Annotated in this window: 20 protein-coding genes and 1 pseudogene; 7 read left to right on the forward strand and 14 right to left on the reverse strand. The window is 67.9% G+C overall.

The window, feature by feature from the left end:
• Nucleotides 1-79: 79 nt before the first annotated feature.
• Both alaC and ACSQ9E_RS23080 read right to left on the reverse strand, forming a co-directional pair.
• Complete coding sequence (gene alaC / locus ACSQ9E_RS23075) at nt 80-1,312, reverse strand: alanine transaminase (RefSeq protein WP_436219287.1); 1,233 nt, start codon at nt 1,310-1,312, stop codon at nt 80-82.
• Nucleotides 1,313-1,446: 134 nt separating this feature from the next.
• Complete coding sequence (locus ACSQ9E_RS23080; protein WP_436219288.1) at nt 1,447-2,679, reverse strand: MFS transporter; 1,233 nt, start codon at nt 2,677-2,679, stop codon at nt 1,447-1,449.
• A 204-nt stretch (nt 2,680-2,883) separates the two neighbouring features.
• On the opposite strand from ACSQ9E_RS23080, the gene ACSQ9E_RS23085 reads away from it, so the two are divergent.
• Nucleotides 2,884-3,612, forward strand: a complete 729-nt coding sequence (locus ACSQ9E_RS23085) for a haloacid dehalogenase type II (protein ID WP_436219289.1) — start codon at nt 2,884-2,886, stop codon at nt 3,610-3,612.
• Nucleotides 3,613-3,616: 4 nt separating this feature from the next.
• On the opposite strand, the gene ACSQ9E_RS23090 is transcribed toward ACSQ9E_RS23085, so the two are convergent.
• From ACSQ9E_RS23090 to ACSQ9E_RS23100, 3 genes are all read right to left on the reverse strand, one after another.
• On the reverse strand, nt 3,617-4,702 hold the full coding sequence (locus tag ACSQ9E_RS23090; protein WP_428002282.1) for an adenylate/guanylate cyclase domain-containing protein: 1,086 nt from the start codon (nt 4,700-4,702) through the stop codon (nt 3,617-3,619).
• Nucleotides 4,703-4,894: 192 nt separating this feature from the next.
• Nucleotides 4,895-5,707, reverse strand: a complete 813-nt coding sequence (locus tag ACSQ9E_RS23095; RefSeq protein WP_436219290.1) for a metallophosphoesterase family protein — start codon at nt 5,705-5,707, stop codon at nt 4,895-4,897.
• Nucleotides 5,708-5,736: 29 nt separating this feature from the next.
• Complete coding sequence (locus tag ACSQ9E_RS23100; RefSeq protein WP_436219291.1) at nt 5,737-6,828, reverse strand: diacylglycerol/lipid kinase family protein; 1,092 nt, start codon at nt 6,826-6,828, stop codon at nt 5,737-5,739.
• Nucleotides 6,829-7,041: 213 nt separating this feature from the next.
• Between ACSQ9E_RS23100 and ACSQ9E_RS23105 the strand changes: the two genes are divergently transcribed.
• The gene (locus ACSQ9E_RS23105) at nt 7,042-7,890 is read left to right on the forward strand and encodes a phosphatase PAP2 family protein (RefSeq protein ID WP_436219292.1); all 849 of its coding nucleotides are present in this window, start codon (nt 7,042-7,044) and stop codon (nt 7,888-7,890) included.
• Here ACSQ9E_RS23105 and urtE read toward each other — a convergent pair whose 3' ends face one another.
• The 6 genes from urtE to ACSQ9E_RS23135 form a co-directional block, all read right to left on the reverse strand.
• A complete protein-coding gene (urtE, locus tag ACSQ9E_RS23110) occupies nt 7,891-8,583 on the reverse strand; it encodes an urea ABC transporter ATP-binding subunit UrtE (RefSeq protein WP_057201484.1) in 693 nt (230 codons plus the stop codon).
• A gap of 844 nt (nt 8,584-9,427) precedes the next feature.
• Complete coding sequence (gene urtD, locus ACSQ9E_RS23115) at nt 9,428-10,303, reverse strand: urea ABC transporter ATP-binding protein UrtD (RefSeq protein WP_436219293.1); 876 nt, start codon at nt 10,301-10,303, stop codon at nt 9,428-9,430.
• Complete coding sequence (gene urtC / locus ACSQ9E_RS23120) at nt 10,300-11,448, reverse strand: urea ABC transporter permease subunit UrtC (RefSeq protein WP_436219294.1); 1,149 nt, start codon at nt 11,446-11,448, stop codon at nt 10,300-10,302. The genes urtD and urtC overlap by 4 nt, the downstream gene beginning before the upstream one ends.
• 16 nt (nt 11,449-11,464) lie before the next feature.
• Nucleotides 11,465-13,045 carry an urea ABC transporter permease subunit UrtB gene (gene urtB, locus ACSQ9E_RS23125; protein WP_436219295.1) on the reverse strand — a complete coding sequence of 527 codons (1,581 nt, stop codon included), beginning with the start codon at nt 13,043-13,045 and terminating at the stop codon, nt 11,465-11,467.
• A 122-nt stretch (nt 13,046-13,167) separates the two neighbouring features.
• Nucleotides 13,168-14,430, reverse strand: coding sequence for an urea ABC transporter substrate-binding protein (gene urtA / locus ACSQ9E_RS23130; protein ID WP_057201488.1), 1,263 nt, complete (start codon nt 14,428-14,430; stop codon nt 13,168-13,170).
• Between the two features lie 235 nt (nt 14,431-14,665).
• Nucleotides 14,666-15,124 carry an Lrp/AsnC family transcriptional regulator gene (locus ACSQ9E_RS23135; protein WP_057201527.1) on the reverse strand — a complete coding sequence of 153 codons (459 nt, stop codon included), beginning with the start codon at nt 15,122-15,124 and terminating at the stop codon, nt 14,666-14,668.
• A 147-nt stretch (nt 15,125-15,271) separates the two neighbouring features.
• Here ACSQ9E_RS23135 and ACSQ9E_RS23140 point away from each other — a divergent pair, with 147 nt between their 5' ends.
• The 3 genes from ACSQ9E_RS23140 (at nt 15,272) to ACSQ9E_RS23150 (ending at nt 18,733) form a co-directional block, all read left to right on the forward strand.
• Nucleotides 15,272-15,880, forward strand: a complete 609-nt coding sequence (locus tag ACSQ9E_RS23140) for a glutathione S-transferase (protein ID WP_436220254.1) — start codon at nt 15,272-15,274, stop codon at nt 15,878-15,880.
• A 97-nt stretch (nt 15,881-15,977) separates the two neighbouring features.
• The gene (locus ACSQ9E_RS23145; protein ID WP_436219296.1) at nt 15,978-18,251 is read left to right on the forward strand and encodes a molybdopterin cofactor-binding domain-containing protein; all 2,274 of its coding nucleotides are present in this window, start codon (nt 15,978-15,980) and stop codon (nt 18,249-18,251) included.
• A gap of 20 nt (nt 18,252-18,271) precedes the next feature.
• Nucleotides 18,272-18,733 carry a (2Fe-2S)-binding protein gene (locus ACSQ9E_RS23150; protein ID WP_436219297.1) on the forward strand — a complete coding sequence of 154 codons (462 nt, stop codon included), beginning with the start codon at nt 18,272-18,274 and terminating at the stop codon, nt 18,731-18,733.
• Here ACSQ9E_RS23150 and ACSQ9E_RS23155 read toward each other — a convergent pair.
• Together ACSQ9E_RS23155 and ACSQ9E_RS23160 are read right to left on the reverse strand one after the other, a co-directional pair.
• Nucleotides 18,730-19,803: a sensor domain-containing diguanylate cyclase gene (locus tag ACSQ9E_RS23155; RefSeq protein WP_057264917.1), complete on the reverse strand. Its 1,074-nt coding sequence runs from the start codon at nt 19,801-19,803 to the stop codon at nt 18,730-18,732. The genes ACSQ9E_RS23150 and ACSQ9E_RS23155 overlap by 4 nt on opposite strands.
• 14 nt (nt 19,804-19,817) lie before the next feature.
• A complete protein-coding gene (locus ACSQ9E_RS23160; protein WP_436219298.1) occupies nt 19,818-21,005 on the reverse strand; it encodes an S-methyl thiohydantoin desulfurase domain-containing protein in 1,188 nt (395 codons plus the stop codon).
• A gap of 166 nt (nt 21,006-21,171) precedes the next feature.
• Between ACSQ9E_RS23160 and ACSQ9E_RS23165 the strand changes: the two genes are divergently transcribed.
• Nucleotides 21,172-21,876, forward strand: coding sequence for a DUF3334 family protein (locus ACSQ9E_RS23165; protein WP_057201492.1), 705 nt, complete (start codon nt 21,172-21,174; stop codon nt 21,874-21,876).
• Nucleotides 21,877-21,915: 39 nt separating this feature from the next.
• Nucleotides 21,916-22,617 (forward strand): annotated as a pseudogene (locus ACSQ9E_RS23170) (DUF6597 domain-containing transcriptional factor); the annotation flags it as partial.
• Between the two features lie 52 nt (nt 22,618-22,669).
• Here ACSQ9E_RS23170 and ACSQ9E_RS23175 read toward each other — a convergent pair.
• The gene (locus ACSQ9E_RS23175; protein WP_436219299.1) at nt 22,670-23,392 is read right to left on the reverse strand and encodes a glutathione S-transferase family protein; all 723 of its coding nucleotides are present in this window, start codon (nt 23,390-23,392) and stop codon (nt 22,670-22,672) included.
• Nucleotides 23,393-23,405 lie beyond the last annotated feature (13 nt).

Genomic DNA, 23,405 nt, shown 5'->3' on the forward strand with positions numbered 1-23,405 from the left:
GGAGCGGACGACCTGGTTACCGCCCATCCCCTTCCGCCCGCGCGCTGCCAACTCCGATCAGGCGGCCGTCACTGCAGCATCAAGCCGTCGTCGCCGCCACCGCAGGCACCTTCAACAACCCATCGGCCTTGAACATCGCCCGAATCCCGCGCACGGCTTGGCGGATACGGGCCTCGTTCTCGATCAGGGCGAAGCGCACGTATTCATCCCCCTGGTCCCCAAAACCGATGCCAGGCGAGACGCAGACCTTGGCCTTGTCGAGCAGCTGGCGGGCGAATTCGAGGGAGCCCAGGGCGCGGTAGGGCTCGGGAAGGCGGGCCCAGATGTACATGCTGGCCTTGGGACAATCCACGGCCCAGCCGGATTCCGTGAGGCCCTTGTACAGCACGTCGCGGCGGCGCTGGTACTGGGCGGCGATGTCTTTCACGCACTGCTGGTCGCCCTCGAGCGCGGCGATGGCCGCGACCTGCAGGGGGGTGAAGGTGCCGTAGTCGTGGTAGCTTTTGATGCGGGCAAGTGCGGCCACGAGGTCGGGGTTGCCGACCATGAAGCCCACGCGCCAGCCGGCCATGTTGTAGCTTTTGGAGAGGGTGAAGAACTCCACGGCCACGTCCTTGGCGCCGGGCACTTCCATGATGCTGGGGGCGCGGTAGCCGTCGTAGACGATGTCGGCGTAGGCCAGGTCGTGCACCACCAGGATGTCGTGCTTCTTGGCCAGAGCGATCACGCGCTCGAAGAACGACAGCTCCACGCACTGCGCGGTGGGGTTGCTCGGGAAGCCGAAGATCATCATCTTGGGCTTGGGGTAGCTGCCGCGGATGGCTTTTTCGAGCTCGGCAAAGAAGTCGACGTCGGGTGCCACGGGCACGCTGCGAATGTCGGCCCCGGCGATGACGGCACCGTAGATGTGGATGGGGTAGCTCGGGTCGGGCACGAGCACGGTGTCGCCGCGGTCCAGCGTGGCCAGCATCAGGTGGGCCAGCCCTTCCTTGGAGCCGATGGTGACGATGGCCTCGGTGTCGGGGTCGATGTCGACTGCGTAGCGGTCTTTGTACCAGTGGCTGATGGCGCGGCGCAGGCGGGGGATGCCCTTGCTGGCGGAGTAGCCGTGGGTGTCGGGCCGCTGGGCCACCTCGGTGAGCTTGGCCACGATGTGCGGCGGGGTGGCGCCATCGGGGTTGCCCATGCTCATGTCGATGATGTCTTCGCCACGGCGGCGGGCGGCCAGTTTCAGCTCGGCCGTGATGTTGAAGACGTAGGGGGGTAGGCGATCGATGCGCGCAAAGCGGCGCTTGCCCTGAGAAGCAGACATGCTGGTGAACTTTCACGTAAGCGCCCGGAACCGTCCGAGCGACGTGGCCAACAATGGGGTTGGCCCGCGTTCACTGTAACGCAGAACGCGGTGGCCATTCTGCCGATGGCGGCGCTGTAGCGCCGCTGCTACGCTCAGGCTTTGAGGCCCGCGCTAGCGCGTGTGGTGGCCTTTTCGCTCGACATGGACCACGCGAAGATGCCCACGCCGCAGATGCCCAGCACCACGCCGACCCAGCCGGTGGAGGTCCACCCCAGGCCGGCTGCGATGGACATGCCGCCCAGCCACGCACCGAGCGCGTTGGCGGCGTTGAAGGCCGAGTGGTTGAGCGCGGCGGCCAGGGTCTGCGCGTGGCCGGCCACGTCCATCAGGCGGATCTGCAGTGCGGGCCCGATGGCGACCAGCGTGCCCAGGAAAAAGGTGGAGAGCGCAGCCGTGACGGGGTGGTGGGCCGCAGGCACGGACAGCGCCAGCACCACGATGGACCACAGCAGCACCTTGCCCACGGTGGGCATGAGGGCCTTGTCGGCCATGCGCGAGCCGACGATGTTGCCCACCACCATGCCCAGGCCGAACAGCGCGAGCACGAAGGGCATCAGCGCGGGCGGCATGCCGGCCACCTCGAGCAGGGTGGGCTTGATGTAGCTGAACACGGCGAACATGCCGCCAAAGCCGATGGCGCCGATGCCCAGGGTGAACCACACCTGCTTGCGCGCCAGGGCGCCCAGTTCGCGCAGGGGGCTGGCACCGTGCGATGCGGGCATCTCGGGCACCCACAGGCGCACCATGACCACGGCGGCCATGGCGATCAGGCCTACGAAGACGAAGGCCGCTCGCCAGCCGAAATGCTCGCCCAGCGCGGCGGCAATGGGCACGCCCACCAGCGTGGCGGTGGTCAGCCCCAGCATGACCCAGCCCACGGCGCGCGCACGGCGCCCCGGGGGTGCCAGCGCGGCGGCCACCAGGGCCGCCACGCCGAAGTAGGTGCCGTGTGGCAGGCCGGTGAACAGGCGCATGGCGCTGAGCGAGCCATAGCCCGGTGCCAGGGCCGATGCGAAGTTGCCCAGCGCGTACACCACCATCAATGCCATGAGCAGCGCGCGCCGGCCCCAGTTGGCACACAGCACGGCCAGCACGGGCGCGCCCACCACCACGCCCAGCGCATAGGCGCTGATGACGTGGCCGGCCTGCGGAATGCTCACGTTGATGTCGCGCGCCACCTCGGGCAGCAGGCCCATGATGACGAATTCACCCGTGCCGATGGAAAAGCCGCCCACCCCCAGGGCCAGCACGGCGCGCACCAGGGTGCGGTCGTCGGTGGGGGTGTGAGCGATGGGCGACGTGGAGGGCGACAGGGGCGCGGTCATGGCGGCAGCAGCAACGGCAACAGGGCTACGCCGCACCGGCAATTGGCAGGCGGCGCAGAAGAAGCACGGGGTGGGGAAGAAACGGAGTTACGGGGGTAAACCCGAATCCTGTAACCATAGCACGGACGGGAGAAATGCGCTGGTAGCGGGCCTTGGCGGCAAGACTGCTACGCTGGGACCTTCGTTCCCAACCAAGGCCAGCGAATGACCGCACCCCAGAGCACCGCAGACGAACTTGCCAGCACGGTGAAGGTGCTGGCCTTCGACATCTTTGGCACCGTGGTGGACTGGCACGGCAGCATCGTGCGCGAGATGCAGGCGCTGTACCCGGCCATCGACGGCGATGCCTTTGCCATTGCCTGGCGCAGCGGCTACCAGCCGGCCATGGCGCGGGTTATGCGCGGCGAGCTGGGCTGGACGCGCATCGACGAGCTGCACCGCATGATTCTGGACGAGATGCTGCCGCGCTTTGGCCTGACCCACCTGACCGAGGCCGAGCGCTGGCACCTGAACCGCGTGTGGCACCGGCTGGACCCCTGGGCCGACAGCGTGGCCGGGCTCACGCGGCTGAAGACGAAGTTCACCATCACCACGCTGTCGAACGGCAATATCGGCCTGCTGACCAACATGGCCAAGCGCGCGGGCCTGCCGTGGGATTGCATTTTGAGCGCCGAGGTGTTCCGCGCTTACAAGCCCAGCCCCGACACCTACCTGGGCGTGGCGCGCACCTTTGACCTGGAGCCCGCCCAGGTGGCGCTGGTGGCGGCGCACCACGACGACCTGGCGGCGGCACGCGGCTGTGGGCTGCGCACCATTTATGTGGAGCGGCCGCTGGAGTTTGGGGCGGCGCACCCCAAGGATGTTTCGGCGCAGGCCGGGAACGACTTGCACAGCACGCGCCTCACCGACCTGGCCACGCAGCTCGGCTGCTGAAGGCCTACCGCGCAGCCACCAGCAGCTGCACGAACATCTGCACCTTGGCATGGCACTCGGGGCTGATGGAGGTGAACTCCAGGCCCGCCAGCCACTGGCCACCTTCGGGCTTCAAGGTGATGACGCGGGCGTAGACGTCGGTGGCGTGGTATTCGACCAGGGTCAAATCGAATTCGAGCTTGAGCTCGCTGTGCAGGGCCAGCTCTTCGGTCATCTCGACCAGCAGACCGTGGTAGCCAATGTCGCGGATGGCCGCGTGCACGATCTGCGGCACGATGATCTTGTCCTGGATGCGCTGGCACAGGCAGGGCAGGCGCGTGTCCACGCGGTGGCTGCGGCGAAACTCCTGCCGCGGCACCTTGAGCTTGCGCGAGGGGATGGCCACCAGCTCGCGCAGGCCCACAGGCTGCTGGCGCCCCTTGACGTAGACCTGCATGGGGGCCGACGCCGACACCAGCCCCCAGCAGCGCTGGTAGGTGGCCTCGCTGATGAGCACCTGCCCGCGCAGGCTGAAGGCCTCGATGCGCGAAGCGAGGTTGACCTCTTCGCCGATGACGGTGTATTCGGAGTACACATCCGACCCGAAGCGCCCGGCCATCACCGTGCCGGTGTTCACGCCGATGCCCAGGAAGACTTCGGGCAGGCGTTCGCGCATGTGGGCCAGGTTCAGGTCGCGCATGGCCATCTGCATCTCTACCGCGCACATCAGGGCGCGGTCCACATCATCCTCGCGCGCCACGGGTGCGCCGAAGAGCACCATGATGGAGTCGCCCATGAACTTGTCGATGGCGCCGCCATGCTTGAAGACCACCTCGCTGAGCATGGCGAGGCACCGGTTGAGCGCAGGGATCACCACGCCCGCAGGCAGCGATGCCGACAGCGCCGTGAAGCCGCGCAGGTCGGCCAGCAGGATGGTGACCTCGCGCGGAGCCACCGACAGGCCTTCATTGAGCACGCCATCGGGCCCCTCGCTGCCGCGCAGGATGGCGGCCATCTCGGCCGTGGCCGACTCACTCAGCGTGGCGCCGGTTTCGCGGGCAATCAGCGCCTGCAGGCGGCGCAGGGCATCGTGGTTGAATTCTTTGTGCATGGGCGGCAAGCGCAAGGGTTCCAATGAGAAGGGCCGGGGCCATGGAGGCACCCGCCAGCCAGAATAGGGGCGCGCCGGGCCATCGGTCAAGCCGCCCGCGGGAAAACGACCAGGAAAAACAACCAGCGAGTGGGCGCGGCGGGCCTGGCACAGCAGCACAGCAGCTCGTGCGCGTGCGCACTGTGCGGGCATTCAAACTGCCAAAGCCCCTGTCGGGTCATCCACCCACTGGCGCTGCACACAGTGGAAGGCAGCGCGCGCGGGGTCGTAGTCCCAGCGCGCAGCCCAGCGCAGCACCTTGTCGGAGTCGTGCGCGTCGGCCTCGTAGCTCAGGATGACCAGGCTGTTGGGGTAGCCATGGCGCAGGCGGTGCGATACGGCCGTGCCGGCCTGGCTGACCCACAGGCCGGGCAGCGGCTGCAGCAGGCCGGCGGCGTGGGCGTGGCCGGACAGCAGCATCTGTGCACCGGCGTCGCGCCAGCGCAGCAGGGCCTCTTCGGCGCGCGCAGGCCGGTGTTCCTTGTCCTGCGCATTGCGCGCGGTGAGCGGGTGGTGGGCGACGACGATGCGCCAGGGCTCTTCGTAGGCTTCGGCCAGCTGTTTCTCGACCCGCGCGATCTGCGCGCTGGAGAGGCTGCCGCGCTCATGCCGCCAGGGCCGGGTGGTGTTCACGCCGACGATGAAGAAGCGGCCCAGGTGCCGCACGGGCTCCAGGTCCTTGCCGAACTCGTGCTCGAAGCGCTTGTAGGCCCGGCCCCAGCGCAGCCACCATGCGAACAGCGGCAAATCATGGTTGCCGGGCAGCACCACCGTGGCGCCGGCATCGAGCCCACGGATGAAGCTGGCCGCCTGCGCGAACTGGGGGGCGGTGGCGCGCTGCGTGACGTCGCCCGAGACCACCACCACCGACACCCCGAGCTGGCGCGCCAGGGCCTGCACCGCCCGGCAGACGACGGGCTCGTGCGCGCCGAAGTGCAGGTCGGACAGGTGCATCAGAACGGACATGGGGCGTAGGGTACAGGCGCTGCAGAAGATCAGGAAGCCGCCACGGCTGCTGCTGCACCCAGCGCAGGCAGAGGGACGACAGCGGGAGCAGCGGGTTCGACGGCCACCTGCTCATGCTGCGCAGCGGCGGCGCCATCCCGGTCGAGCGTGGTGCGCGTGACCAGCCACAGGGGTTGGTCGTGTACCCGAAAGCGCAGCGGCGGCGCCATCCATTCGCGCTCGCCGTCAAACGCCACCTTCACCTGCGCGGGGCGCCAGCTGGCGGGGGCCACCGTCATCTCGGCGCAGGCGATGCTGGTCACGGCGTTGTCGCGCGCCAGCTGGCCGGTGGCCGCGTGCCATACCGTGCGGGCCACGGCCCAGCGGTCCTGCGGTTGCAGCAGCACGACGCCGAGCTGCCCGCCATCGGCCACGGATTGGGCTTGCTCCAGCCCCATTCGGTCCAGTTGGAGCGGGTTGTTGCCGACGAACAGGGTGGTGACCAGGTGCTCCTCCTGCTGGGCCTGGGCACCTTCGTGCGTGCGCATGATCACGCGCCAGCGCCGCCCGCCGGCGGGGCGGAACATGCTCCACACTGCGGACAGGATGGCCACCATGCGCGAGCGGCCAAAGCGCTTGGAGGCCATCTCGCGCTCGGCCAGCAGGCGCGGGTACAGGCCCACGGCGGCGTTCACCACGAACATGCGCTCGTTGACGAAGCCGACCTGCACGGGGCGCATGTCGCTGCGCTCCATGGCGTGCAGCATGTCCTGCACGGCCACCTCGGGGTCGAGCGCCAGGCCATGCTCGCGGCTGAAGTAGTTGAACGTGCCCATGGGTATCACGCCCATGGGCACAGCCTCGCGCAGGGCCGCCGCAGCTACTGCGTTTATGGTGCCGTCGCCCCCGGCAGCCACGACCAGCCCGCCATCGGCCTGCGCATCGCGCACGGCCTTGTAGGCCAGGTCGACGATGTCGCCACGCTCGTCAGGCACATGCCACACCACGTCATGCGCATGGGCGGCAAAGGCCCCTTCGAGCTTGGCGCGGACCAGGTCCAAATCAGCACCCGGGCGCTTGGGCACCACGAGGTGGATGCGCCCATGGGGGTGGACGGCAGGGGGGCGAGGGGCAGTGGTCATGGATGAAAGGCGGGCTCCGATAAGACGGCATGGCGCCGCTGCACCCATGGTGCCCTGGCCACCGGCGCGCCACTGTCAGCCACGGCGCTGTGAAGCTGTCGGCGCCTTGTCCTACATTCACGCCCGGCGCGAAGGGGTGATGCGCGCTGCGGTACAACAGGCAGCATCGACCCGACTCCCCACCTACAACTGCTGCTGTTGCCAGCCGATCCCATGCAAGCCACCGCCATCGGCACCCTGATCTCCAACCACCCTCTGGGTTGGTGGCTGGCCGGCCTGGTGCTGGCCAGCCTGGCCGGGCCCCTGGCCCTGTGGGGCCTGCGCACCGTGCGCCAGCGCTGCGGCCCGCTGCTGCAGCGCACGCTGCCCATGGCCATCGACCCGCGCTGGGCCCTGCTGGCGGGCATGGTGGGCGCCGCCTGTGCCATGGTGCTGGCCGGCAGCGTGATCGCCGAGCTGGCCGAAAGCGGCAGCGAGCAAGACGGCGACTGGGGCGCGGTGGACGACGCCATTGCCAACGCCCTGCGCCTGCATGCCGCCACCGGGGTGCTGCGTTTCTTTGCCACCCTCACCCACCTGGGCGACACCGCCGTGCTCACGACGCTCACGGCCCTGGTGGCGGCCGGCCTGTGGTGGCGCGGCCACCGGCTGCTGTCCACCGGCTGGCTGGCGGCCCTGGCAGGCAACGGGGCGCTGACGCGCATTTTGAAAAGCATTTTTGAACGCGCCCGGCCCGAGCACCTGCACCATGGCGTGGCGCAGGCCGATGGCTACAGCTTTCCCAGCGGGCACAGCAGCGCCTCGATGGTGGCCTACACCCTGCTGGCCTACCTTGCCACGCGCCTGCTGCCGCCGCGCTGGCATGTGCCCTGTGTGGTGCTGGCAGGCATGCTGGTCTTCACCACCGGCTGGAGCCGCATGGTGCTGCAGGTGCACTACGCCAGCGACGTGCTGGCCGGCTGGCTGCTGGGCGGCACCTGGATGGTGTGCACGGTGCTGGTGATCGAGGGCGTTGCGCGCTGGCGGCACCGGGGGGATGTGGCCTGCACGACCGCAGCCTGATCAAATGGCCACCAGGTTGCGGATGCCCTTGGCTTCCATCTCGCTGCCCGGCCCGCGCGCGATGACCTCACCGCGCTCCATCACAAGGTACTGGTCGGCCAGCTCCTGCGCGAAGTCGTAGTACTGCTCGCACAGCAGGATGGCCATCTCGCCCTTGTCGGCGAGCATGCGGATGACGCGGCCAATGTCCTTGATGATGCTCGGCTGGATGCCTTCGGTGGGTTCGTCCAGGATCAACAGGCGCGGCCCGGGCGCGAGTGCGCGCGCAATGGCCAGTTGCTGCTGCTGCCCGCCCGAGAGGTCACCGCCACGGCGGCGCAGCATCTGCTTGAGCACCGGGAACAGCTCGTACAGGTGCGGCGGCACGGGGGTGGAGCCGCTCTTGTAGGCCAGGCCCATGCGCAGGTTCTCTTCCACCGTGAGGCGGCCGAAGATCTCGCGGCCCTGCGGCACGAAGCCGATGCCGGCGCGGGCGCGGTCGTAGGGGGTGGCCTTGTCGATGGGTTTGCCATCGAAGCTGATGGCGCCGCTCTTGATGGGGACGAGGCCCATGAGGCTTTTGAGCAGGGTGGTCTTGCCGACGCCGTTGCGGCCGAGCAGGACGGTGACCTTGCCGGGTTCGGCAGTGAGGCTCACGTCGCGCAGGATGTGGGAGCCGCCGTAGTACTGGTTGATGTTTTGGACGGTGAGCATGTTGGTTGGCCTATGTCTGGTGCGCCGGGACAGGGTTGCTTTGCGGTTCGAGGTGGTGGTTGCTTCGGCTATCTGCTCAAAGGGCGGGAGCCGGGGTGTGCGCCCCGCGGCGCAGTAACTTTCTCTTGCGTCGCCAAGAGAAAGTCACCAAAGAGAAGGCGACCCCCAGTCTGCGTCCCTCCGCTTCGCTGCGGGCAACCTGCGATGCTCGGATCTGGGGTGGGCGTCGCAGAACTCGCTGCGTTCTTCGAACTCCGCTCAAACAGCTGCGGCAAGCCAGATGACGAAACGTGTGTGTCCTTCGGCACACACGCCCACCCCAGCTCCTGCGCTTCTCGGCGCAGCCAGCAGGGGTGGGGAGCGGGTACCGCACGGCTGCTGCTTGCGCAGCTGCGCCGGGTGTCGGTTACGCGCTGCGCGCTGCCGACGATGTGAGTGCGATCGCTCTGCCCAGGCCGAGTGCAGCGAGGCAGGTTGGGCCGAGCGAAGCAATGGCCCGTATGGAGCCCGCTCCCACCCCCTTCTGACCGTGCCGAGAAGCGCAGGGCCTGGGGTGAGCGCGTGCCGAAGGACACGCGCATCGTTGTCTGGCTCGCCGAAGCTGTTTGACCGGAGCTGCCTCGCAGAGGCAGCGCAGGGAGTTCTTCGGCGCCACCCCAGGACCGAGCATCGCAGGCTGCCCCACTCGCCGCCAGGCGAGTGGGGACACGGGCAGCGGGGTCGCCTTTCTTTGGGGTACCTTTCTTTGGCGAAGCAAAGAAAGGTACCTCGGCCGCCGGGCCGAGACCCGGCCTCCGCCCTTGGAAAAAGCATGCGGCCACAACAGGAAGCACAGACGAACCCATCACCGCCCCAGATAAACCTCAATCACCCGCTCATCCGCCTGCACCTGGTCCAGCGTCCCCTGCGCCAACACAGACCCATCGCACAAGACCGTAACGATCTCAGAAATAGTGCGAATGAACCCCATGTCATGCTCCACCACCATCAGAGAGTGCTTGCCCTTCAGGGTCAGGAACAACTCGGCCGTGCGCGCCGTCTCGTCATCCGTCATCCCCGCAACCGGTTCGTCGAGCAGCAACAACTTCGGGTCCTGCATCAGCAGCATGCCGATCTCCAGCCACTGCTTTTGCCCGTGGCTCAAATTCCCAGCCATGCGCGCCACGCTGCCCGCCAGGTGAATCGTGTGCAGGATCTCGGCCAGGCGGTCCGACTGGGCGGAGTCGAGCTTGAAGAACAGGCTCGACGACACGCCCTTGTGGGTCTTGAGCGCCAGTTCGAGGTTCTCGAACACGGTGAGCTGTTCGAACACCGTGGGCTTCTGGAACTTGCGGCCTATCCCCAGGCTGGCGATCTCGGGCTCGTTGTGGCGCAGCAGGTCGATGGTGCTGCCGAAGTACACCGTGCCGCTGTCGGGCCGGGTCTTGCCGGTGATGATGTCCATCATCGTCGTCTTGCCGGCGCCGTTGGGGCCGATGATGCAGCGCAGCTCGCCGGGGGCGATGTCGAGGCTCAGGTTGTTGATGGCCTTGAAGCCGTCGAAGCTCACGTTCACGTCTTCGAGGTACAAAATGCGGCCGTGCGTGACGTCCACCTCGCCGGGCGTGGCGATGCGCGAGAAGCCGGCGGCGCGGCCGCCCGATTCGGTCTGGCCGGAGGCCACCGGGGCGGCCTTGGCAGCAATGCGGCGCGCGCCCTCTTCCATCAGGTCCGGGGTCATTGCGTGCCTCCTTTCTTGTCGTCGTTGTTCTTCTTGCTGCCGAAACCGAATTTCTTCACCAGCCCCACCACGCCATTGGGCAGGAACAGCGTGACCGCGATGAACAGGGCACCGAGGAAGTACAGCCAGAACTCCGGCGCCGTGACGGTGAGCCAGCTCTTGGCGCCGTTGACGATGAAGGCGCCGACGATGGGGCCGATCAGCGTGGCGCGGCCACCCACGGCGGCCCACACCGCGATCTCGATGGAGTTGGCGGCGCTCATCTCACCGGGGTTGATGATGCCGACCTGGGGCACATACAGCGCGCCGGCCACGCCGCACATCATGGCGCTGATGGTCCAGATGGTGAGCTTGTAGGGCAGCGGCGAGTAGCCCGAGAACATGACGCGCGTCTCGGCGTCGCGCACGGCCTGCAGCACGCGACCGAACTTGCTGCGCACCAGCCAGCGCGCCATGAGGAAGAACCCGAGCAAGGTGAGCCCCGTGAGCACGAACAGCAGCATGCGCATGTTCTGCGTGGCGATGGGCTGGCCCAAAATGCGCTTGAAGTCGGTGAACCCGTTGTTGCCGCCAAAACCCGTCTCGTTGCGAAAGAACAGCAGCATGGCCGCATACGTCATGGCCTGGGTGATGATGGAAAAGTACACGCCCTTGATGCGCGAGCGGAAGGCGAAGTAGCCGAACACGAAGGCCACCAGGCCGGGCACGGCCACCACCAGGATGAGCGTAGCCACGAAGCTGTCGGACAGCATCCAGTGCCAGGGCAGCTCTTTCCAGTCGAGGAAGACCATGAAATCGGGCAGCTCGCTCTTGTAGTTGCCGTCGCGGCCGATCTGGCGCATGAGGTACATGCCCATCACGTAGCCGCCGAGCGCAAAGAACAGGCCATGGCCCAGGCTCAGGATGCCGGTGTAGCCCCAGATCAGGTCCATGGCCAGCGCGCAGATGGCGTAGCACATGATCTTGCCGAGCAACGCCACGGCGTAGTCGCTCATGTGGAACACGCTGCCGGCGGGCACCACCAGGTTGAGCAGCGGCGCCAGGGCGCACACCACGATGAGCGCGACGATGAAGGCCGACCAGCCGGTGCGCGTGAGCAGCGGGGCTGGTGCGGGGAATTGTAGAGAAGGCGTTGAGGTGGTCATGGTATTGCTTGCCCGCTCAGTCGGCGGTGCGGCCCTTCACCGCGAAGATGCCCTGCGGTCGCTTCTGGATGAAGATGATGATGAACACGAGCACGGCGATCTTGGCCAGCACGGCGCCGGCCCAGCCTTCGAGGAACTTGTTGAGCACGCCCAGGCCCAGCGCCGCGTACACGGTGCCGGCCAGTTGGCCCACGCCGCCCAGCACCACGACCATGAAGGCGTCAACGATGTAGCTCTGGCCCAGGTCGGGGCCGACGTTGCCCACCTGGCTCAAGGCACAGCCGGCCAGGCCGGCGATGCCCGAGCCCAACGCGAAGGCCATGGTGTCCACGCGCGCGGTGTTCACGCCCATGCAAGAGGCGATGGGCCGGTTCTGCGTGACGCCACGCACGAACAGGCCCAGGCGCGTGCGCCCGATGAGCCAGCCCATGGACAGCAGCACGGCGATGGCAAAGCCGATGATCACGAGGCGGTTGTAGGGCAAGGTGAGGTTGGAGAGCACCTGTACGCCACCGCTCATCCAGGCGGGGTTTTCCACGCCCACGTTCTGCGCGCCGAAGATCGTGCGCACCAGCTGCATCAGCACCAGGCTGATGCCCCAGGTGGCCAGCAGCGTCTCCAGCGGGCGGCCGTACAAAAAGCGCAGCACGCTGCGTTCGAGCACCGCGCCCACCAGGGCCGAGGCACCGAAGGCCAGCGGCACCGCGGCCACCAGGTACCAGTCGAAGGCGCCGGGCAGGTACTTCTGGAACAGGCCCTGCACAACATAGGTGGCGTAGGCACCGATCATCATCAGCTCGCCGTGGGCCATGTTGATCACGCCCATCAGGCCGTAGGTGATGGCCAGGCCCAGCGCCACCAGCAGCAAGATGGACCCCAGGCTGATGCCCGAGAACGCAGCGCCCAGGCGCTCGCCCCAGGCCAGTTCGCCGTCGATGGCTTTCAGGGCGGCCTGCAGCGCAGCCTTGACCTTGGCGTCCTCTTCCACCGTGACGCGCTCGTTGAGCAAGAGGCGCGTGTCGGGCGTGGCGCTCAGCGACAGGGCCTGCGCGGCGGCGATGCGCTGGGCGGCGTCTTCGCTGCCCAGCAGGGTGGCGGAGCGGGCCAGTTCCAGCTGGGCCTTGATGGCAGGCTGCGTCTCTTGCGCCAGGGCCTTGTCCAGCAGCGGCAGGCGGCCAGCGTCGGGCTCGCGGGTAAGGGCCTTGGCAGCAGCCAGGCGCTTGGCGTCGTCCTTGCCGAACAGGGCCAAGCCGGCCATGGCGGTGTCGATCTCACCGCGCATACGGTTGTTGTTGATGACGTCTTCGGCGTCGTCGGGCACGGGCATGTCGGTGCCGGTGGCGGGGTCGATGCCCTTGCCATCACGCACGATGATGGCGGCCTTGCCCGCGCCGACGACTTTCACCTCGTCATCGGCCAAGGCCTTGAGGAAGGCGGCGATGCGCTCGTCGGGCTGCACGATGGCCTGCTGCACGGCGGCCACGCGGTCGTCGGTGTCGCCGGCGGCCATGGCCAGCGCCTGCTCGGCCGTGAGTGCCTGCGCGGGGCCGGCCCACGCCAGCAGGCACAGCCATGCCATCGAAAGAAATCTGAACATAGTGCGTCAGTCAATGCCTGTGGAGGCACCCCGCGAGGCGGGGCGCGCCCGGAAAGAAAAAAGGGAGGGGCACGGCAGCGCCCCTCCCCTTGCAAGGCGCCTGTCCGCCTTGGGCGATGCCGTTACTTCTTGGCAGGTTCGTCAGGCTTCTTGTCGTTGCCTTCGATGTAGGGGCTCCATGGCTTGGCCTTGACCGGGCCAGGCGTCTTCCACACCACGTTGAACTGGCCGTCGGCCTTGATCTCGCCGATGAACACGCTCTTGTGCAGGTGGTGGTTCTTTTCGTCCATCTTGGAGACGATGCCCGACGGTGCCTTGAAGGTCTGGCCGGCCATGGCGGCGATGACCTTGTCGACATCGGTGCTCTTGGCCTTTTCGACAGCCTGCTTCCACATGTTGATGCCGATGTAGGTGGCTTCCATCGGGTCGTTGGTGAGCGGCTTGTCCTTGTGGCCGGCGATGCCCTTGGCCTTGGCGTAGTCGCCCCACTTCTTGATGAACTCGGTGTTGGCCGGGCTCTTGATGGACTGGAAGTAGTTCCAGGCGGCCAGGTGGCCCACCAGCGGCTTGGTGTCCACGCCGCGCAGTTCTTCCTCGCCCACCGAGAAAGCGACCACAGGCACGTCCTTGGCCTTCAGGCCGGCGTTGCCCAGTTCCTTGTAGAAGGGCACGTTGGAGTCACCGTTGATGGTGGAGACCACGGCCGTCTTGCCGCCCTGGCTGAACTTCTTGATGTCGGCGACGATAGTCTGGTAATCGGCGTGGCCGAAGGGGGTGTACTTCTCGTCGATGTCGCTGTCCTTCACGCCCTTGGACTTGAGGTAGGCGCGCAGGATCTTGTTGGTGGTGCGGGGGTACACGTAGTCGGTGCCCAGCAGCACCCAGCGCTTGGCGCTGCCGCCGTCCTTGCTCATCAGGTAGTCCACTGCGGGGATGGCCTGCTGGTTGGGCGCGGCGCCGGTGTAGAACACGTTCTTGGAGAGCTCTTCACCCTCGTACTGCACGGGGTAGAACAACAGGCCGTTCATTTCCTCGACCACGGGCAGCACGGACTTGCGGCTCACCGAGGTCCAGCAGCCGAAGATGACCGAGACCTTGTCCTGGCCGAGCAGCTGCTTGGTCTTTTCGGCGAACAGGGGCCAGTTGGAGGCCGGGTCGACGATCACGGGTTCGAGCTTCTTGCCGAGCACGCCGCCCTTGGCGTTGATCTCGTCGATGGCCATCAGCACGGTGTCCTTGAGCACGGTTTCCGAGATGGCCATGGTGCCCGACAGGCTGTGCAGAATGCCGACCTTGATGGTGTCCTGGGCATGGGCTGGCAGGGCAGACAGGCCAGCGAGCGCAGCGACGGCCGCGAGGGCCTTGAGGGAATAACGACGTTGCATGTGTGCTTCTCCAGTAGAGGGGTTCAAACCGCTTCGCCCGATGGCCCTGTGGGGCTGATGGATCGGTCGATGGAATGGATTCTGGAGACAGGCCCCCGGATGGGAAATACGCCGGGTGGCGTACACGGCCAGTTACAAACGGGGCAAAAATCGCCACTTCACCTAAGCTGCCAGGTCGCTTTCAGCTACTAAAAGCAGAGCAAAGACCGTCTCCTCGGCATACGCCACCGCCCGCTCAGCGCGCCGGCCGCTTGAGCGCATGCACGGTGGTGGTCTTGCGCACCGGGCTGGACAGCACCAGCGAGGTGGTCACGCCGCCGTGCCGGGCCAGCGCATCGACCACGCGCTGCAGGTCCTCGGGCTCGGCGATGGCGCAGCGCACGATGAAGCAGTCCTCGCCGGTCACGCGGTCGGCTTCGAGCACCTCGGGCATGGCCTCGAACAGCTTCACGTAGGGCGCGATGCCGGCATGCGTGGTCTGTATGCGGATGAGGGCCTGCAGACGCACGCCGATGGCTCGCAGGTTGACCCGGGCGCCGTAGCCCTCGATCACACCGGCGTCTTCGAGCTTGCGCACGCGCTCGCTCATGGCCGGTTGCGACAGGCCGATGCGCTTGCCCAGGGCGGCCAGGCTCTGGCGGGCGTCGGTCTGCAGGGCTTCGAGGATGAGCCAGTCTTTCTTGTCGAGTTGCATGGTGCTGCGTGTGGAAAAGGGGTTGCGCCGGGGCCGATCATCCATCGGTTTGGTGCCCATTGTTCCGATGCCCTGCCCTTCCCGTGCAGCGCGTGGGGGGCTATCGTCTGGAGCGTGTTCACGGTCTTTTCAGGAAACAAACCCATGCTGCAGTTGGTTGGAATGCTCGATTCGCCTTATGTCCGCCGCGTCGCCATCGCGCTCACGGTGCTCGATGTGCCGTTCACGCACCTGCCGCTGTCGGTGTTCAGCACCTTCGATGCGTTCGGCAGCATCAACCCGGTGGTCAAGGCCCCGACCCTGGTCTGCGACGACGGCGGCGTGCTCATGGATTCGACGCTGATACTGCAGTGGGCGGCCACGCTGTCCTTGCACCGGCTGCAGCCCGCAGGCGGCCCGGCGCTGCGGCGCGCGCTGCACCTCACAGGCCTGGCACTGGCCGCATGCGAAAAGGCGGTGCAGATCGTCTACGAGCACCAGCTGCGGCCCGCCGAGAAGCTGCACACGCCCTGGCTGCAGCGCGTGACCGGCCAGTTGCTGGCCGCTTGCGCGCTGCTGGAGGCAGAACTGGCGCGCGAGCCCCTGCCCGCGCCCGCGCAGGAAATCGGCGACGCGGGCCTCACCAGCGCCGTGGCCTGGGGTTTCATGCAGATGATGGTGCCCGACACCGTGGCGGCGGCTGGCTACCCGGCGCTGACGGCCTATGCCGAGCAGGCGGAGCGGTTGCCGGCCTTTGCGGCACTGCCTGCGCGCTGAATCGGACCCTTGTGTCGCCTGGGCGCGTCGCGCCGGGACCCCTGCCGGTATACGATGGCCCCCTACCCATCGCTCCGACGAGAGGCAGGCAACAACCATGGTGAAACGACGCACAGTGCTCTGGGGAGGCGCCGCCACGGCCGGCGCGCTGGTGATCGGCTGGGGCGCGCTGCCCCCGCGCCAGCGCCTGCGCACGGGCGCGCCCCTGCCCACGGCGGGCGGCCAGGCAGCGCTCAACGGCTGGCTCAAGATCGGTGCCGACAACACCGTCACGATCATGATGGCCAAGGCCGAGATGGGCCAGGGCACACACACCGGGCTGGCCGCCATCCTGGCCGAGGAGCTCGATGCCGACTGGGCCCAGGTTCGGCTGGAGATGGCGCCCATCGACGACATCTACAACAACCTGGCCACGGTGGTCGATGGCCTGCCCTTCCACCCCGACAACGATGGCTCCATGAAGGCCGTGGCCGGCTGGCTCACCGCCAAGACCATGCGCGAGGTGGGCGTGATGATGACCGGCGGCTCGTCCAGCATCAAGGACCTGTGGCGGCCCATGCGCGAGGCCGGCGCCAGCGCCCGGGCCATGCTGGTGCGCGCGGCGGCCGCGCAGTGGAACGTGCAGGCCACCGAGTGCAGTGTGCAGGCCGGCGTGGTCGAGCATGCCGCGGGCCAGCGCGCCAGCTTCGGCGAGCTGGCGGCCCTGGCCGCCCAGCAACCGCTGCCGGGCAAGGTGGCGCTCAAGGAGCCGGCGCAGTTCCGCCTCATCGGCAAGCCGCTCACGCGCATCGAGGCGCGCGGCAAGCTTGATGGCAGCGCCGTGTTCGGCATCGACGCGAATCCGCCCGGTCTGCTGCATGCCGCCGTGGTGATGTGCCCCACGCGCGGCGGCAAGGTGGCGCGCATGGACGGCGCGGCCGCCGAGAAGCTGCCCGGCGTGAAGAAGGTGCTGGCCATGGACGCCCTGAACGGCGGCACCGGCGCCGTGGCCGTGATCGCCGACACGCCCTGGCATGCGCGCAAGGCCGTGGCCGCCGTCACGGTGGAATGGGACCACGGCCCGGCGGCCGCCCTGTCGAGCGCGGCGGTGTACACGCAACTGGCCCAGGCGCTGGACCAGGCCAGGGGCTTTGGCTACCACCAGAGCGGCGATGCCGAGGTGGCCATGCAGGGTGCTGCGCGCACCCTCACGGCCGACTACCGCGCGCCCTACCTGGCCCATGCGGCACTGGAGCCCATCAACTGCACGGTGCAGTTCAGGGACGGAGCGGCGACGGTGTGGACCTCCACCCAGGTACCCGACCTGGCGCGCACGGCTGCGGCCAAGGTGCTGGGCATTGCCGAGGACAAGGTGGACGTGCAGCAGTTGCTGCTGGGCGGCGGCTTCGGCCGGCGGCTGGAGGTGGACTATGTGGCCCAGGCCGCCGCCATTGCGCGCGAGGCCGGTGGCGCGCCGGTGCAGACGCTGTGGACGCGCGAGCAGGACACGCAGCACGACTTCTACCGCCCCGCATGCATGGCTCGCTTCAAGGCCGGCTTTGATGGCGAGGGCCGGCTGGTAGCCTGGGACAACCTCTCGGTGGGCCAGGCCATCGTGCCGCAGGTGCTCGGCCGCATCTTCGGCCTGCCCGGGGCCGGGCCGGACAAGACCACCTCGGAAGGCGCCTTCGATCAGCCCTACGAGTGGCCCAACGCACGCATTGCCCACGAGATCATCGCGCTGCCGCTGCCGGTGGGCTTCTGGCGCTCGGTCGGGCATTCGCACCAGGCCTTCTTCAAGGAAAGCTTCATGGACGAGGCGGCCGCTGCAGCCAGGCAGGACCCGGTGGCCTTTCGCGCCAGCCTGCTGCAAAAGCACCCGCGCCACCTGCATGTGCTGAAGAAGGCGGCCGAGCTGGCGGGCTGGGGCCAGCCGCTGGCAGCCGATGCATCGGGCGCGAAACGCGCACGGGGCATTGCGCTGCACCAGTCCTTCGGCTCCATCGTGGCGCAGGTGGCCGAGGTGTCGGTGGCGGCGGACAGCAAGGCCATCCGCGTGCACCGCGTGGTCTGCGTGATCGACTGCGGCGCGGCCATCAACCCCAACCTCATCACCCAGCAGATGGAGAGCGCCGTGGTCTTCGGCCTCACGGCTGCGCTGCATGGCGAGATCACCGTGGACAAGGGCCAGGTGCAGCAGGCCAACTTCCACGACTACCCCCTGCTGCGCATGGCCGAGTGCCCGCGCATCGAGGTGCATATCGTGCAGAGCGCCGAGCCGCCCGAGGGCGTGGGCGAGCCGGGCGTGCCGCCCATCGCCCCCGCCGTGGCCAACGCCCTCTTCGCGCTGAACGGCCAGCGCCTGCGCAGCCTGCCGCTGCGCCTGGCCTGACCCCTACAGGAGCCCCATCCATGCCCACCACCCTTCGCATCAACGGCAAGGCCGTCGCCGTCAACGCCGAGCCCGATACGCCCCTGCTGTGGGTGCTGCGCGGCGAGCTGCACATGAACGGCACCAAATTCGGCTGCGGCATGGCGCTGTGCGGCGCCTGCACCGTGCACCTGAACGGCGAGCCCACGCGCGCCTGCGTCACACCGCTGTCGGCGGTGGGCGAGGCCGACGTGACCACCATCGAAGGCCTGGTCGGCCCCCAGGCCGAGGCCCTGCGCAACGCCTGGATTGCGCTGGATGTGGCCCAGTGCGGCTACTGCCAGAGCGGCCAGCTCATGTCGGCCTGCGCGCTGCTGGGCAAGACCGCGCGCCCCACGGATGCGGACATCGACACGGCCATGTCGGGCAATGCCTGCCGCTGCGGCACCTATCCGCGCATCCGCGCAGCGATCCACCAGGCCGCTGGCGGCAAGGTGGGCTAGCTGGCTAGCGCCCGGCCCTGGGCGGGGTCTGGATCGGGTTCGGGTTCGGGATCGAGCACGATGAGCATGTCGGCGCGGGCTGGGGGCGACGGTGCGGCCACCTGTACGTTGTTGCGGCCCGCCTGCTTGGCCCGGTAGAGCGCCTTGTCGGCGGTGTTGACCAGCTCCTCGAAGCCCGCGCCGGGCTCGGCGTACAGGGTGGCCAAGCCGATGCTCACCGTGACGGTGACGCAGGCGCCCTCCGCATCCACGGGCACGTTGTGGTCCGATACGCCCTGGCGCAGCAGCTCGGCCAGGCGCAGAGCACCGGGGGCATCGATGCCCGGCAGCACGATGACGAACTCTTCGCCCCCGTAGCGGGCCACGATGTCCACCGCCATGCGCGAGCGCGCCAGACAGGCCTGGGCCACCGCGCAGATCACCCGGTCACCCGCCAGATGGCCCCAGGCGTCGTTGACGGCCTTGAAATGGTCGATATCCACCACCATCAGCGACAGCGGCTGGCCCAGCTGCGCGGTGCGTTGGCACTCGCGGGCGCCCAGGTCCATCAGCGTGCGCCGGTTGGACAGGCCGGTGAGCGCATCGCAGGCAGCCAATTGTTCCAGCGCCGTGTTGAGCTGCTGCAGCAGCGCGTTCTGCTCGCGCAACTGGCGGTTGATCTGTGCGATCTCGTCTTCCTTGCGCTTGCGGTCGTCGATGTTGAAGGTCACTCCGATCAGGCGCTTGCCCGGGGTATCGGTATGGCCGTCCATGATGCGGCCGTAGTTGGCATACCAGACCCATTCGCCGCTCTTGGCGCGCAACCTGAACTCGCAGCGGTACTGCGGCGTGATGCCCGACATGTGGTCGGACACGGCTTGCTGCACCGTCCCCAGGTCATCGGGGTGGAACAGGCCGTAGACGTCCTGCAGGCCCGAGACGATCTCCTCCTCGGTGAAGCCCAGCTCCAGGAAGGTCTTGGTGGCCTTGCGGGTCACGTTGCCGGTGACCAGATCGTTCTCCCACAGGTCCAGGCCGGCCGCTTCCAGGGCCAGCTCCAGCCGCTCCCGGTTCAGGTCTGCTTCACCCATGGCGGCCAGCCGGTTCAGGCCGAAGGCATCGCGCCTGCGTAGCCGATGTTGCGCAGCAGCGCTGCGAACGATGCCACCACGCCCGGCGTGCTGTACAGCTGGGGTGCCGTGGCCACCTGGATCACGCTGACCTGCTTGCCCGTGCTCTGGCCGGTGGCGGCATTGAAGTAGACCGCCAGGTCGTCGCTGGCGTTGGAGAAGCCCCGGCCCGTGCTTTCGGAGTAGTAGCAGATCGAGTCGGGCGCGATGATGTCGGGCGAGATGCTCGCCGTGCTGTACATGATCAGGTTCTCGTTGAGGTTGTACAGGTAGTGTGTTGCCGTGCTCTGGCTGGGATCCTGGGCATTGTCCAGGCGAATGACCCCTGAGTCCAGCGAGGAAGTGCTGGAGGTGGATTGCGTGACCGCCGTGATGTAGAAATTGGTCAGCACCGCCTGGGCCGCGCGCCCGGTCAGCTGGGTGATGTTGGCGGCCACGGCCGCCGTGGAAGGCGGCGTCTGCGCCTTCAGCAGCGAAAGCCCCAGCTGGCGCGCCTGCTCCAGCGTGCCGGGAATGTAGTTGCCCGACAGCGCATAGCCATTGCCCTTGTTGGATGGCCACATGGCGATGCCCGAGTACCCGCCAAAACCGCCGACCACCCCGCCCGCCAGCGTTTCCACCTTGTCCGCCGTGGGCGCACCCAGCACGGCCGATTCGACCAGCGGCGAAGGGGGGGCGTCGCTGGCCAGCGCGCAGGGGCAGGGAGCCAGTTGCGCGCTGCCCGTGAAGGTGGTCTGCGGCAGCTCGGGTACCGCGCGGCCTGCACCGTCGCCATTGACCACGTAGATCGTGCCGCGGGACATTCCGGCCCCGATCAGGGGCACCAGCGAGTTGATGGGGCCGATTTCGACCGGAATCACGCAGCCCAGCGGCCAGCCGGTGGCCTGTTCGAACACCTGCGAGGTGTTGGTGATGGAGTTCTGGATGGCAGTGAGGGTCAGCCCGTCGGCGGCATCGGGCGAGCCCATGATGGCCAGCACGCAGGCAGGGGTGGCGCCATCGTAGTCCTTGACGGTCACCGGCGTAAAAGTGCCTTGCTGCGCAAGCTGCCCGAGGATGGTGCAGGCGTCGCCGTAACTGCCTCCGCCGCCACTTGCAAGAATTGCAGCACCCGCTGCGATGGCCTCCAGATCGTCCAGCCCATAGGTATACACAGCGCCCATTGGAATCCTCCCCTTTGAATGGCTGGCACGATACGCCATGCCGCTTGATTGTCAACCCGCAGCATACAGCGGCGCCACAGCGCCTGGAAAGCACTCTGGCCGGGTGCGGCCGCTTCGCCTATGCTCCGTACAGCCCCATTTTCCCGAGCGCACCCGAGCGAACACCATGAGCCACACCGAAACCTCCGTCATCTACGGCACCGAAGACCTGTTGATCAGCCTGTGCAACTCGGTCACCCGCGTGCTCAATGTCGCCACCCACAGCCAGATCCACTACTCGGGCATGGTGCAGCGCATCAGCAAGACCTGCCTGAAACCCGACATCGGCTGCTTCGTGCTGTTCGACGGCGGCTTCTCGGGGCTGGTGATCATCAATTTCTCGGCCCAGGCGGCCATGGAGCTGTATTCGAGCTACCTGCTGAACATGGGTATGTCCAAGGACGACCTGGTCACCTCCTACACCTCGGACGAAGTGAGCAACGTGATGGGCGAGCTCATGAACCAGGTGGTGGGCGACTTCACCGGCAAGGTGCGGCGCGAGCTGCAGACCCACATCACCCAGAACCAGCCCAAGATGCTGGTGCTCAACAAGCAGGTGATGCTCAGCGTGGACGCCAACCTGGACAAGCCCGAGGCCCGGCGCGTGACCTTCTACACCGCCAGCAACAACATCTTCTACCTGGAGCTGGCCATCGACCGCACCGAGTTCATCAAGATGGTGGACTTCGAGGCACAGGACACGCCCGACGCCGATGCACTGATGTCCCAGAACGCCCAGGGCACGCAAAACGCGACCGCCCCGACCCCCGCACCGGCGGGCGACAGCGGTGATTCCGCCACGGACGAGCTGCTCAAGTCGCTGGGCATGTAAGCCGCCCCGCCGTCGGCCAGCGAGCATCCGACGCCAACCATGCAACGCCCGCCGCAGGAACCCCTGCCGTACGAAGAGTTGCATCTGGGCTCGCTGGACCCCGAGCGGGTCGAGGCGCTATGGTGCTACCGTCCCGCCGCTCCCCGCCGCCAGACTGTGCTGCCCGATGGGCGCATGGACCTGGTGGCCCATGCCGTGCTGGATGGCAGCGGTCGCATCGCCACCGTCCGCCTGGCCATTGCCGGCCCGGCTGACCGCCCTGGCACCGTGGCCCACCGCGCCCCGGTCTGGAGCGCGGGCGTGCGCTTCCGGCTCGGCTGGGGCGGCGCCTGCCTGGCATTGGATCCGGCCGGCTTGCTCAACCAGGTACTGACCGGCGCGGCGGTAGAGCGCGCCCTGGGCAACGATCTGGCGTCTGCCTTGCTGGCCGCCACCGACACCCCTGGCCTGCAGGCCGCCCTGGTGCAGGCGGCACACCGCCTGTCGCAGCGCGCGGGGCCGCCCGGGCCGGCCCAGGCCCGTGCACTGCAAGCCCTGCGCTGGTGGCGCATGCACCCTGGCGCCCCCCTGCAGGCGATGTGCAGCGCCCTGGCCGTGTCCGAGCGCACCCTGCGCCGCGACATGCTGGCCACCGTGGGCCTGCCGCTGCGCAGCCTGGCGGGCATTCTGCGCTTTCAGCGCGCCATGGCGCTGGTGCAGGCGGGGCGAGCGCCCTCGCTCACCGGCCTGGCGCACGATGCGGGCTATGCCGACCAGGCGCACATGACGCGCCAGTTCCGCCGGCTCGGTGGCTTCACGCCTGCGCTGCCCGAGGCCGTGCCGGTGGTGGAAGCGGTATGGCAAGCTCCATCCGCCGGGCCAGCGCCCCCTGGCGCGCACGCAGAAACACGCGAAGCCGGTCCGCATAATCTGCGCCCACGGCGCCCTGCACCGAAGGCCGGGCCGCCAGCACCGCGCGCCAGGCCGCCACGCGTGGCAGGCCTGTGAACACACCGAAGTCACCGATCGGATCGAACACATCGAAGTAGCGGAACACGGGGCCGAACACCGCATCGACCAGCGTGAAAGCTTCTCCCGCAAAGTAAGGGCCCGCTTCCTGCTGCATGCCCAACTGCACCTCGACCTGCGCGAGCAGGCGCCGGATCTCCCCGGCCCGACTGGCCAGCGCCGTGTCGTCGGGGGCGTTGTAGAACGTGCCGATGGCCGAGAGCACGGCCGAGCCAAACTCCATCCAGCCGCGGTGCCGCGCCCGGGCCAGCGCGTCCTGCGGGTGCAGGCGGGGCGCGGTGGTCTCGTCCAGGTATTCGCAGATCACGGCCGATTCGAACACCGGCTGGCCATCCACCAGCAGCACCGGCGTCTTGCCCAGTGGCGAGATGGCCAGGAACCAGGCGGGCTTGTCGGCTAGGTCGATGTCGATGCGCTCGAAGGCGACGCCCTTTTCCGCCAGCGCGATGGCGGCCCGCTGGACATAGGGGCAAAGGGGATGGCTGATGAGGGTGAGTGGGTGCGGCATGGTGGTCCTTGAA

Source organism: Acidovorax sp. LjRoot118 (assembly GCF_964253575.1).
Taxonomy (GTDB): domain Bacteria; phylum Pseudomonadota; class Gammaproteobacteria; order Burkholderiales; family Burkholderiaceae_C; genus Acidovorax.